General features: G+C 68.8%; 14 protein-coding genes. 11 read left to right on the forward strand and 3 right to left on the reverse strand.

Annotation, left to right across the window (positions count from 1 at the left end):
* Nucleotides 1-3 precede the first annotated feature (3 nt).
* Entirely contained in the window at nucleotides 4-288 is a 285-nt protein-coding gene (locus E4191_RS05350; RefSeq protein WP_135312487.1) for an SCP2 sterol-binding domain-containing protein, read from the reverse strand.
* A gap of 130 nt (nucleotides 289-418) precedes the next feature.
* Here E4191_RS05350 and E4191_RS05355 point away from each other — a divergent pair, with 130 nt between their 5' ends.
* The 11 genes from E4191_RS05355 to E4191_RS05405 all read left to right on the forward strand — a co-directional run bounded on the left by E4191_RS05355 (nucleotide 419) and on the right by E4191_RS05405 (nucleotide 10,579).
* On the forward strand, nucleotides 419-931 hold the full coding sequence (locus tag E4191_RS05355) for a tetratricopeptide repeat protein (protein WP_228461572.1): 513 nt from the start codon (nucleotides 419-421) through the stop codon (nucleotides 929-931).
* Between the two features lie 9 nt (nucleotides 932-940).
* The gene (locus E4191_RS05360) at nucleotides 941-4,039 is read left to right on the forward strand and encodes a helicase-related protein (RefSeq protein ID WP_135314336.1); all 3,099 of its coding nucleotides are present in this window, start codon (nucleotides 941-943) and stop codon (nucleotides 4,037-4,039) included.
* 1 nt (nucleotide 4,040) lies between these two features.
* Nucleotides 4,041-4,334 carry an RNA-binding S4 domain-containing protein gene (locus E4191_RS05365; RefSeq protein WP_135312489.1) on the forward strand — a complete coding sequence of 98 codons (294 nt, stop codon included), beginning with the start codon at nucleotides 4,041-4,043 and terminating at the stop codon, nucleotides 4,332-4,334.
* 72 nt (nucleotides 4,335-4,406) lie between these two features.
* Nucleotides 4,407-4,745: a ferredoxin FdxA gene (gene fdxA / locus E4191_RS05370; protein ID WP_135312490.1), complete on the forward strand. Its 339-nt coding sequence runs from the start codon at nucleotides 4,407-4,409 to the stop codon at nucleotides 4,743-4,745.
* Nucleotides 4,746-5,059: 314 nt separating this feature from the next.
* Complete coding sequence (locus E4191_RS05375; protein ID WP_135312491.1) at nucleotides 5,060-5,569, forward strand: CarD family transcriptional regulator; 510 nt, start codon at nucleotides 5,060-5,062, stop codon at nucleotides 5,567-5,569.
* Between the two features lie 144 nt (nucleotides 5,570-5,713).
* Nucleotides 5,714-6,631 (forward strand): manganese-dependent inorganic pyrophosphatase, encoded by a 918-nt coding sequence (locus E4191_RS05380; RefSeq protein WP_135312492.1) that lies wholly within the window; start codon nucleotides 5,714-5,716, stop codon nucleotides 6,629-6,631.
* Nucleotides 6,631-7,500, forward strand: coding sequence for a TIGR01459 family HAD-type hydrolase (locus E4191_RS05385; RefSeq protein WP_135312493.1), 870 nt, complete (start codon nucleotides 6,631-6,633; stop codon nucleotides 7,498-7,500). Before E4191_RS05380 ends, E4191_RS05385 begins: the two co-directional genes overlap by 1 nt.
* Before the next feature lie 195 nt (nucleotides 7,501-7,695).
* Entirely contained in the window at nucleotides 7,696-8,139 is a 444-nt protein-coding gene (locus E4191_RS05390) for a MaoC family dehydratase (protein WP_135312494.1), read from the forward strand.
* A 31-nt stretch (nucleotides 8,140-8,170) separates the two neighbouring features.
* Nucleotides 8,171-9,100, forward strand: a complete 930-nt coding sequence (locus tag E4191_RS05395) for a bifunctional riboflavin kinase/FAD synthetase (protein ID WP_135312495.1) — start codon at nucleotides 8,171-8,173, stop codon at nucleotides 9,098-9,100.
* A gap of 1 nt (nucleotide 9,101) precedes the next feature.
* The gene (locus E4191_RS05400; protein WP_135312496.1) at nucleotides 9,102-9,542 is read left to right on the forward strand and encodes a YcgN family cysteine cluster protein; all 441 of its coding nucleotides are present in this window, start codon (nucleotides 9,102-9,104) and stop codon (nucleotides 9,540-9,542) included.
* Nucleotides 9,539-10,579, forward strand: coding sequence for a threonine aldolase family protein (locus E4191_RS05405; RefSeq protein WP_135312497.1), 1,041 nt, complete (start codon nucleotides 9,539-9,541; stop codon nucleotides 10,577-10,579). The genes E4191_RS05400 and E4191_RS05405 overlap by 4 nt, the downstream gene beginning before the upstream one ends.
* Here the strand turns inward: E4191_RS05405 and E4191_RS05410 are convergent.
* Together E4191_RS05410 and E4191_RS05415 are read right to left on the reverse strand one after the other, a co-directional pair.
* Complete coding sequence (locus tag E4191_RS05410; protein ID WP_135312498.1) at nucleotides 10,576-11,046, reverse strand: CinA family protein; 471 nt, start codon at nucleotides 11,044-11,046, stop codon at nucleotides 10,576-10,578. The two genes, E4191_RS05405 and E4191_RS05410, sit on opposite strands and share 4 nt — an antisense overlap.
* Nucleotides 11,043-11,537 carry a phosphatidylglycerophosphatase A family protein gene (locus E4191_RS05415; RefSeq protein ID WP_135312499.1) on the reverse strand — a complete coding sequence of 165 codons (495 nt, stop codon included), beginning with the start codon at nucleotides 11,535-11,537 and terminating at the stop codon, nucleotides 11,043-11,045. The genes E4191_RS05410 and E4191_RS05415 overlap by 4 nt, the downstream gene beginning before the upstream one ends.
* Between the last annotated feature and the right edge of the window lie 2 nt (nucleotides 11,538-11,539).

Raw genomic sequence — 11,539 nt, forward strand, 5'->3', positions numbered from 1 at the left:
GGGTTAGGACAGCTTCTGGCCCAGCTGCATCGCCACGCCCATCGAGCCGTCGACCTTCAGCTTGCCCATCATGAAGGCGGTGGCCGGGTTCACGTCGCCGGTCATGATGCCCTCGAATGTCTCGCGGCTGGCGGTCAGGGTGACCTCGGCCTCTTCGTCGCCGGCGCGCACGCCGTTCTCGTCGATCATGATGGCGCCTTCGCCGGTGATGACGAACTTCGCCGTCGAATCGAAGCTGTCGATCTTGGTGGACAGCTGCTCGACGGCCTTGGTCACGACTTCGCTCATTTCACGTCTCCTGGTGCGCTTTGTCTGGCGCCCGACCTGCGGGCTGGGTTACACCGGAGATATGACCCCGGTCCGCCATGTTTTCCATAATGCCGTAGCGGCACTGCGTCACCTGGTTCTGACGATTTTCGTGGCCTTTGCAAGCCTGTTGCCCCTGCCCGCGGGGGCCGATCCGCTGGACGATGCCTTCGCGCGGCTGGCCGAGCCCTCGGGCGAGGGCTGGCGCATCGCCGAGAGCGACATCCTGCGTGGCTGGTCGCGGTCGGGATCGGCGGCGATGGACCTGCTGCTGCAGCGCGGCGAGGCGGCGCTGGACATGGGCGATCTGCCAGGCGCCATCGGTCACCTGACCGCGCTGACCGACCATGCCCCCGATTTCGCCGCGGGCTTCCAGGCGCGGGCCGCGGCGCTGGCGATGGCGGGGCAGTTCGGCCCCGCGCTGGCCGACCTGCAGCGCACGCTGGAGCTGGAGCCGCGCCATTTTGCCGCGCTGACCCAGCTGGGCGTCATGCTGGAGGAGATGGGCGATCCGGACCGAGCGCTGGACGCCTATCGCGCCAGCCTGGCGATCCATCCCCACCAGCAGGAGGCGATCGATGCGGTGGCACGACTGGAAAGACAGCGCCTCGGGACCGATATCTAGATCATGAACATCTCGTCGCGCGGGCGCATCACCGCCATCCTGGGTCCCACCAACACGGGCAAGACCCACCATGCCATCGAGCGGATGCTGGGCCATCGCTCGGGCGTCATCGGCCTGCCGCTGCGCCTGCTGGCGCGCGAGGTCTATGACCGGATCGTGAAGGCGCGCGGCCCCTCGGTCGTGGCGCTGGTCACGGGCGAGGAGCGCATCGTGCCGCCGCGCGTGCAGTACTGGGTGGCCACCACCGAGGCCATGCCCGACATCGCCGCCGATTTCGTGGCCATCGACGAGATCCAGCTTTGTGCCGATCCGGGGCGGGGGCATGTCTTTACCGACCGGCTGCTGCACATGCGCGGCACGGTCGAGACGCTGTTCCTGGGCAGCGACACGATGCGCAAGGCCATCGCCGCGCTGGTCCCCGAGACGCAGTTCATCCGGCGCGAGCGCTTCTCCAAGCTGAACTGGGCCGGGTCGAAGAAGCTGTCGCGGATGCCCGCCCGCAGCGCCATCGTGGGCTTCAGCGTCGACGACGTCTATGCCATGGCCGAACTGCTGCGCCGCCAGAAGGGCGGCTGCGCGGTCGTGATGGGCGCGTTGAGCCCCCGCACCCGCAACGCCCAGGTCGAGATGTACCAGAACGGCGAGGTGGATTATCTGGTCGCCACCGATGCCATCGGCATGGGCCTGAACCTGGACATCAAGCACGTGGCCTTCAGCGCCACCCACAAGTTCGACGGGCGCCGGGTGCGGCCGCTGTTCCCCCACGAGATGGGCCAGATCGCGGGCCGGGCGGGGCGCCACACCGAACCCGGCACCTTCGGCGTCACGGGCGAGGCCGAGATCCCCGATGACGGGCTGATCGAGGCGCTGGAGAACCACCGCTTCGCCCCGATCCAGCGGCTGACCTGGCGCAACGGCGCGCTGGAATTCGGCACCATGGACCGGCTGATCGACAGCCTCGAGACCGGCTCGGGGCATGAACTGCTGTCCCGGGGCCGCGAGGCCGACGACCTGGCGACACTGAAGATCCTGGGCAACCTGCCCGAGATCCGCGACCGCGTGCAGGGCGGGCGGGATGTGCGGCTCTTGTGGGATGTGTGCCGCGTGCCCGACTTTCGCGGGATTTCGCAGATGGAACACGCAACCCTGCTGGCCCGAATCTTCGGTTTCCTGCAGGATGGGCACATCCCGGCCGACTGGCTGGGCCGCGCCATCACGCGCATCGACAAGGTGCAGGGCGATATCGACGCCCTGTCCAAACGGCTGGCCTATATCCGCACCTGGACCTATGTGGCGCAAAGAACGGGGTGGGTGGCGGACGAAAAGCATTGGCGCGAGGAAACGCGCGCTGTAGAAGACCGCCTGTCGGATGCGCTGCACGCGGCGCTGACGCAGAGATTTGTGGACCGGCGCACATCCGTGCTTCTGCGCCGGCTCAAGCAGAAGGAGAGCCTCGTGGCCGAAGTGAATGACAAGGGCGAAGTGACGGTCGAGGGCGAATATGCCGGCCGTCTTGAGGGCTTCCGCTTCCGCCCCGACCAGACCGCATCGGCGGACGAGGCCAAGATGCTGAGCCGCGCCAGCTATGACGCGCTCAAGCCCGAGTTCCACCTGCGGGCGGACCGGTTCTACAATGCGCCCGACACCGAGATGGACTATACCGAGCAGGGGGGCCTGATGTGGGGCACCCAGGCCGTGGGCAAGCTGGTCAAGGGGTCCGATCCCCTGCATCCCGGCGTCGAGGTCTTCGTCGACGAGGAGGCCGGCCCCGAGATCGCCGACAAGGTCCGCCGCCGCGCTCAGCATTTCATCGACCGCAAGATCGCCGCGCTGTTCGAGCCGCTGGTGACCCTGCAGAAGGACGAGGCGCTGACGGGCCTCGCGCGCGGCTTCGCCTTCCGGCTGGTCGAGGCCTTGGGCATCCTGCCCCGCGATGCCATCGCCACCGAGGTCAAGGAACTGGACCAGGAGGCCCGTGGCGCGCTGCGAAAGCACGGCGTCCGCTTTGGCCAGTTCACGATCTTCCTGCCCGCGCTGCTGAAACCCGCGCCGACGCGCCTGCGTCTGGTGCTGTGGTCGCTGCACGAGGGGCTGTCGGAGTTTCCCGAAAGCCCGCCCCCGGGTCTGGTGACGATCCCGCATCTGGATGTGGTGCCCGATCAGGTCTACGCACTGTCGGGCTATCGCCCGGCAGGCGAGCGCGCCATCCGCATCGACATGCTGGAGCGTCTGGCCGATCTGCTGCGCGCGCAGGACACGCGCGGCGGCTTCGAGGCCAATCCCGACATGCTGTCGATCACCGGCATGACGCTGGAGCAGTTCTCGGGCCTGATGCAGGGCCTGGGCTATGCCGCCGAGCGCGGCGAACGTCCCAAGGTCAAGGCGGTCGAGGCCCCCGTCGTGGCGCCCGCGCCGCAGGGCGAGGGCTCGGACGCGCCCCTGACCGAAGAGGAATCGGTGCTGGCCACCGAGACCCGCGCCAAATGGGAGGCCGAGCAGGCCGAGAAGCGCCGCATTGAGGCCGAGGCTGCCGCAGCGACACCGGAGGCCGAGACCGCCGAGGGTGAGGCTTCCGAGGCTGGCGCCGTCGAAGGCGAGGCGACCTCCGAGGCGCCCGCACCCGAAGAGGTCACGCCCGAAGAGGCCGCGCCCGAGATGGAGGTCTTCTACAGCTTCCGGTGGGCGCCCAAGCCGCGCGGCAACCGCCGCCCGCAGGGTGACCGCCCGCAGGGAGAGCGGGCCGAGGGCGAGCGTCCGCAGGGCCAGCGCCGCGGTCCCCGCCGCGACGGCCCGCGCGAGGGTCAGGCCCGGGAGGGCGCTGCGCCCGCGGGTGCCGCAGCCTCGGGCGACCGTCCGCGCGGCGATGCGCCGCAGGGCGAGCGCCGCGACCGCAACGGCGCGCCCGGGCAGGGCAAGCCGGGCGGCAAGTTCGCCGGCAAGCCCGGCGGCGGCAAGCGCGACGGGCGTGACGGCGGTGGTCGTGACGGCGGCGGCCGCGATGGCAAGCCCAGCCATCAGGGCCCCAAGACCTTCTCCTCGCGCCCCGAGAAAAAGGCCGATCCCGACAGCCCCTTCGCGATCCTGGCGCAGTTGAAGGACAAGGGCTGACTTGTCCGAAAAGGTCGACGGGCTGCGGCTGGACAAGTGGCTCTGCCACGCGCGCGTCTTCAAGACCCGCGGTTTGGCCGCTGCCCGGATCGAGGGCGGCGGCATCCGCGTGAACGGCCAGCCCTGCCGCAAGCCGGGGCGGGCCGTGCGCCCGGGCGACCGGCTGACCGTCTCGGCCCATGGCGACGTGCGGGCGCTGACCGTGCTGTCCCTGGGCGAGCGGCGCGGGCCTCCCGCCGAGGCGCAGGCGCTCTATCGCGACGACAGCGCGCCAGAGGCCGGGGCAGGGTCCTGAACGGCGACGGGTTGATTGATCCGCGCGAAGCGACTAGGTGACAGGCCGAAGTTCCAGACAAGAGCGCGCCCCATGACCTATGTCGTGACCGACAACTGCATCATGTGCAAATACACCGATTGCGTCGAGGTGTGCCCCGTGGACTGCTTCTACGAGGGCGAGAACACGCTGGTCATCCACCCGGACGAATGCATCGACTGCGGCGTCTGCGAGCCCGAATGCCCCGCCGATGCGATCCGCCCGGACACCGAGCCGGCGATGGAGACCTGGGTCGAGTTCAATCGCAAGTACTCCGAACTCTGGCCCGTAATCACCCGCAAGAAGGACCCGCTTCCCACCGCCACCGAGATGGACGGGCAGGATGGCAAGCTGGAGAAATACTTCTCGGAAGCGCCGGGCGAGGGCGACTGATTCGCGCCGATCCGGGCGGCCGAGGACACGGGCCTTCGGCAATCCGTTGATATTGCACGTTGTGCAGTTGGTTGACCCGGTGGAAAGCGACGTCTCAGGCGGCGCTTTTTTCCGTGTCATTTTTGTGTTATGATCTTTTATGTCGCGCAGCATTCCGCAGATCAGCGGACCCGCCGTGCTGCGCCAGAAGCCTGTTGCGTTCCCTCCCTCTGCCGGGGGGAATTGCTGACCATGATCGAAAATGGACCGAGGGTGGCATTGCCCCCCTGCGGCCCTTTGTGCCCGTCTTGCGGGCGCATGTCAGAGGAAGCCAGATGTCGAAAACCAAGAAGAACGAATTCCGCCCCGATGATTTTGTCGTCTACCCGGCCCACGGGGTCGGTCGCATCGTGTCGATCGAGGAACAGGAGGTCGCCGGCCTGCGGCTGGAGATGTTCGTGATCTCGTTCGACAAGGACAAGATGACCCTGCGCGTGCCGACCGCCCGCGCCTCGGAGATCGGCATGCGCAGCCTGTCGACCCCCGACCTGATCGACCGCGCGCTCGAGACGCTGAAGGGCAAGGCCCGCGTCAAGCGCGCGATGTGGTCGCGCCGGGCGCAGGAATACGAACAGAAGATCCATTCCGGCGACCTGATGTCCATCGCCGAGGTCGTGCGCGACCTGCATCGCTGCGACGACCAGCGCGAGCAGTCCTATTCCGAGCGCCAGCTCTACGAGGCCGCGCTGGACCGCCTGACCCGCGAGGTCGCCGCCGTCGGCGGTCTGGACGAGGGCGGCGCCCAGAAGCGCGTCGAAGAGGTCTTGCTGACCCGCGCCGCGTGATCCGACAGCCCTGATCTGCCGCAAAGGGCGCCCCGGTGGCGCCCTTTTGCCATGCCCGGCCGGCAGGCCGAACGTGGACAAGGTGTCGCTGCCTGCCTATAAGGCGTCCAGCATTTTCCTTTCGCACAACATCAAGGGTGCCTCATGATCAAGGTCTTCGGCCATACCTCTCCCGATACGGATTCGACCGGCTCGCCCCTCATCTGGGCGTGGTATCTGACCGAATGCCGCAAGACCCCGGCCGAGGCGGTCCTGCAGGGCGAACCCAACACCGAAGCGCTGTGGATGCTGAACCGCTGGAACCTCGCCAAGCCGCAGATCATCGCGGACGTGACGGCGGGCGACCGCTGCGTGATCGTGGACACGAACAACCCGGCCGAGCTGCCCGCCTCGATCGATCAGGCCGAGGTGATCGAGATCATCGACCACCACCTGCTGGCCGGCGGCATCAAGACCCGCACGCCGATCAACATCACCGTCCGCCCGCTGGCCTGCACCGCCACGATCATGCACGACCTGATCGGCGAGGACATGGCCCGCGCGCCCGAGGGCATCAAGGGCGCGATGCTGACCTGCATCCTGTCCGACACGCTGGAATTCCGCAGCCCCACCACCACGCCCCATGACCGCGCCGTGGCCGAGAAGCTGGCCGCCGACCTGGGCGTGACCATCGGCGACTTCGCCGCCGAGATGTTCGCCGCCAAGTCCGATGTCAGCGCCTTCAGCGAGGCCGCGCTGCTGAAGATGGACAGCAAGGAATACGAGCTGGGCGGGCGTCAGCTGCGCATCTCGGTGCTGGAGACGACCTCGCCGCAGGTGATCCTGGACCGCAAGGCCGCGCTGATGGCCGCCATGCCCGGCGTCGCCGCCGAGGACGGCGCCGAGGAGGTGCTGCTGTTCGTCATCGACATCCTGCGCGAGGAGGCCACGCTGCTGATCCCCAACGACTTCGTCAAGTCCGTGGCCGAGCGCAGCTTCGCCGTCACCGTGACCGGCGACTCGGTCGTGCTGCCGGGCGTGATGAGCCGCAAGAAGCAGATCATCCCGGTGCTGGCGGTCTGATGTCGCGGATCATTTCGTCGCTGACCGAGATCTCGGCCGGCTATGACGCGCTGTTCTGCGACCTCTGGGGCTGCCTGCACAACGGGCGGCAGCCCTATCCGGCCGCGGTCGCGGCGCTGCAGGCCTATCGGGCGCAAGGCGGCATCGTCTGCCTGATGACCAACGCGCCCCGCCCCGGCCCCTATGTCGTCGCGCAGCTGGACCTGATGGGCGTGCCGCGCGATGCCTGGGATCTGGTCGTCAGCTCGGGCGACGCCGCGCAGGACGCGATGTTCGCGGGCGCGGTCGGCCGCAAGGTCTGGCATATCGGCACCGCCAAGGATGACGGCTTCTTCACCGACATCCCCGAGGCCCATGCCGGGGCCGAGCCGGTCGCCCGCGTCGATCTGGCCGAGGCCGAGGGCATCGTCGCCTCGGGCCCCTTCGACGAGGTCAGCGAGACGCCCGAGCATTACCGCGAGCGCTTCCTCGAGGCCCGCGACCGGGGGCTGCCGATGCTCTGCGCCAATCCCGACATCATCGTGGACATGGGCGAGACGCGCATCTACTGCGCAGGCGCCCTGGCCGAGTTCTACGAAAGTCTGGGCGGTCGGACGCTCTATTTCGGCAAGCCGCATGCGCCGATCTACGACCGGGCGCGGCAGCTGATGGGCCTGGGCCCGGACGCGCGCTATTTGGCGGTGGGCGACGGGATCGCCACCGACATCGCGGGGGCCGTCGCGCAGGGGATCGACTCGATCTTCGTGACCGGCGGGCTGGCGGCGGACGCCTTCGGCGCCGATATCGAGACACCGGATCTGGAGATGCTGCTGCACTGGCTGAAGGTGCAGGAGAAGGCGCCAACCTACGCGTTCGGCCGCCTGCGCTGAGGCTGCCCTTTCCCTGATCCTCCCGAACGCCCGCGCCCCCCACGGCGCGGGCGTTCGTCGTCCGGGCCGCCGGAAACAGAACAGCAAGAATATTATACCTTCGTCTCGAATTTCGGAACAATCTTGCCATAAGGCGCCCATGCTGCTATGCAGCATCGAGGCAAAGGACCGGACTTCAGGCGAATGGACCCCAAGATGCTGGACAACCTTCCGCGCGGCACGATCGTCATCGAGGATCTCGAGATCGGGATGATGCGCCACCTGCAAAAGGTGGTCAGCGACCGCGACATCGAGATGTTCGCCGAGGTCTCGACCGACCGCAATCCGGTGCATCTGGACGATGCCTATGCCCGCGACACGATCTTCGAGGGACGCATCGCGCATGGGATGCTGACGGCGGGGCTGATCTCGGCGGTGATCGGGGAACAGCTGCCCGGGCATGGCACGGTCTATCTGGGCCAGACGCTAAAGTTCATGGCCCCCGTGCGCCCCGGCGACATGGTCCGGGCCGAGGTCACGGTCGAGACGATCGACCATGCGCGGCGGCGGGTCACGCTTGCAACCCGCTGCCTCGTCGGCGATACGGTCGTTCTGAAAGGCGAGGCGGTCGTGCTGGCCCCAAGCCGCAAGTTCGACTGACGGGGCGCATCGGCTGCCCCCTGGGGGCGCAGTGCAGATCCATCGCGACTGGACGGGACTGAAGGCAGAGGCGCGTGGCGCGACGATTGCCATGGGCAATTTCGACGGGGTCCACAAGGGCCACCGCGCCGTCATCGACACGGCCCGCGAGGCCTGCGACGCACCCTTGGGCATCCTGACCTTCGAGCCCCATCCCCGCCAGTATTTCGCCCCCGACGCACCCCCCTTCCGGCTGATGAATAGCGAAGCGCGGGCCAACCGGCTGGCCCGGCTTGGCGTGCAGCAGCTCTATGAGCTGCCCTTCGGCCCGGTCCTTGCGGGGCTGACGCCCGAGGCCTTCGCCCGCGAGGTCCTGGCCGAGGGCCTGGGCATCGCGCATGTCACCGTGGGCGCCGATTTCTGCTTCGGCAAGAACCGGCGCGGCACGGCGGACACGCTGCGCGAGATGGGCCAGCGGTTCGGCTTCGGCGTGACCATCGTGCCGCTGGTCGGCGCGGCCGAAGGCGAATACAGCTCGACCGCGATCCGGGCGGCGCTGGCGCAGGGGCAGACCCATGACGCCTGCCGCATGCTGGGCCATTGGCATCGGATCGAGGGCGAGGTCGTGCATGGCGAGAAGCGCGGGCGCGAGCTGGGCTGGCCCACCGCCAACATGGTGATGGACGGGCTGCACCTGCCGCGCCTTGGCGTCTATGCGGTGCTGGTCGATGTGCTGACCGGCCCGGACCGGCTGTCCTGCCAGGGGGTCGCCTCGCTTGGTGTGCGGCCGATGTTCGGGCGCAACGCCCCCAATCTGGAAGTGCATCTGTTCGACTTCTCGGGCGACCTCTACGGCCAGCACCTCTCCGTGGCCCTGGTCGATTTCCTGCGCGACGAGGCCAGCTTCGACGGGCTGCCCGCGCTGATCGAGCAGATCGACCGGGATGCGCAGGACGCGCGTCGCCTGCTGGCGGGCCGCTGAGATGCGCGAGCGTTTCTGGGAACTGCCCCTGCCCAAGCTGGCCCGCGACGAGTGGGAGGCGCTGTGCGACGGCTGCGGCAAGTGCTGCCTGAACAAGATCGAGTTCGAGGACACGAACGAGCTGGCCTTCACCCGCGTCGCCTGCAAGCTGCTGGACGGCGACGCTTGCCGCTGCTCCAGCTACACCAACCGCCACGATTACGTCCCCGACTGCGTGGTCCTGACACCGGGCAAGATCAAGGAGATTGCCTGGTGGCTGCCCGTCACCTGCGCCTATCGCCTGCGCCACGAGGGGCGGCCCCTCTACGACTGGCACCACCTGATCTCGGGCAGCACGGACAGCGTGCACGAGGCGGGCGTCAGCGTGCGCGGCTGGACCGTCAGCGAGCTGTCGGTGACCGAGGACGAGTGGGAGGACCACATCATCGAGGATCTGTCATGAATTTCGCCTCCGACAACGCCTATGCCGCGCATCCCGCCGTCATGGCCGCCCTGAACGACGCCAATTCGGGCGCGATGATGGGCTATGGCGCCGACCCGGTGACGGCCCGCGCGCAAGAGGCGATGCGCGAGGTTCTGGAGGCGCCCGAGGCGGTGGTGCGCTTCGTCTCCACCGGCACGGCGGCCAATGCGCTGGTCTGCGCGCAGCTGTCGCCGCCCTATGGTCGCATCTATTGCCATGACGACGCCCATATCGAGACCAGCGAATGCGCGGCGCCCGAGTTCTTCTCGCACGGGGCCAAGCTGGTGACGCTGCCGGGCACGGGCGGCAAGCTGGCGCCCGAGACGCTGGCGCGGGCCATCCATGTGGGCGCGGGCGTGGGGCTGAACGGCGGGCTGAACGCGATGGTGTCGATCACCAACGCGACCGAATGGGGCACGGTCTATACCGCCGCCGAGGTCGCGGCGCTGGCCGCCGTCGCGCAGGGGGCCGGGCTTCCCCTGCACATGGACGGCGCGCGGTTCTCCAACGCGGTGGCGGCGCTTGGCTGTTCGGCGGCGGACCTGACCTGGCGCGCGGGGGTCGATGCGCTGTGCTTCGGCGGCACCAAGAACGGCGCGATGGCCGCCGAGGCGGTGGTGTTCTTCGATCCGGCCCATGCCGAGGGCTTCGACTATCGCCGCAAGCAGGCAGGGCACGTGTTTTCCAAGAACCGCTATCTGGCGGCGCAGATGCTGGCCTTGGCGACGGACGGGCTGTGGCTGGATCTGGCGGGTCGCGCCAATGCCCATGCGCAGGTGCTGGGCGAGGCGGTGCAGGCTGGGGGCGGTCAGCTGCTGCAGCCGGTGCAATCGAACGCCGTCTTCGCGACGATCCGGGCCGAAACCCATGCCCGGGCGCGGGCGGCGGGGGCGCAGTACTACCTCTGGCCCGACAAGTCGGCCGAGGGGCTGGACCCGGTGCCGCTGCGCCTGGTCTGTGCCTGGGACACGCCCGAGGCGGATGTCGCGGCACTGGCCGCGATCCTGCGCGGCTAGGCCGTCAGCGCGTCCAGCAGCAGCTGCAGCGCATGTTCGACCGTCGCCGCGCGCACGCGGTGGCGGCCGATGGGGCCGAACTCGACGGTCTGGGTGACGGTGCCGAAGGGCTGCGCGATCCCGAAGCAGACCCGCCCCTCGGGCTTGTGTTCCGATCCGCCGGGACCGGCGATGCCGGTGACCGCGACCGCGATCCCCGCATCCGAGTGGCGCAGCGCGCCCGAGGCCATCTGGGCGGCGATCTGTTCGCTGACCGCGCCGTGATCGTCCAGCGTGGCCTGCGCGATGCCCAGCATCTGGATCTTGGCGGCGTTGGAATAGGTGACGAAGCCCCGGTCGAAGGCATCCGACGATCCCGGCACCTCGGTCAGCGCGCCGGCGATCAGCCCGCCGGTGCAGCTTTCGGCGGTGGCGATCATCACGCCCCGGGCGCGGGCGGCGTCCAGCACCTCGGCCGCGCGGGTCACAGCATCATCGGGATGTGGAAGGCCGCCGCCGCGATCATCGTGGCGACGCCCGCGAAGAGGCCCGCCCACAGATCGTCCAGCATCACGCCCGCCGTGTCGTGGCGGCGGTCGGCGCGACCGATGACCCAGGGCTTGCGGATGTCGAAGATCCGGAAGAAGACGAAGGCCGCGACCCAGCCCGGATAGGGGAAGGTCTCGGCCGGCAGGTCCATCATCCAGAAGCCGAAGGACGGGAACATCAGCGCCAGCCACTGGCCCGCGACCTCGTCGATGACGATCTCGCTGCGGTCGGGATCTGCCATGCCGGCGGTGTATTGCGCCACGGCCCAGAAGCCCGTCAGGATGACCAGCCCGGTGGCCAGCGCCAGCAGGGGGAAATGCCCAATGCGGTGGATCAGAAGGCCCATCGCCACGGCCACGGCCGAGCCCCAGGTGCCCGGGGCCGGGCGCAACAGCCCCGCGCCGAACCAGATACAGAGAAGGCGCGCCATGG

Origin of the sequence: Paracoccus liaowanqingii, from assembly GCF_004683865.2 — a bacterium.
Taxonomy (GTDB): Bacteria; Pseudomonadota; Alphaproteobacteria; order Rhodobacterales; family Rhodobacteraceae; genus Paracoccus; species Paracoccus liaowanqingii.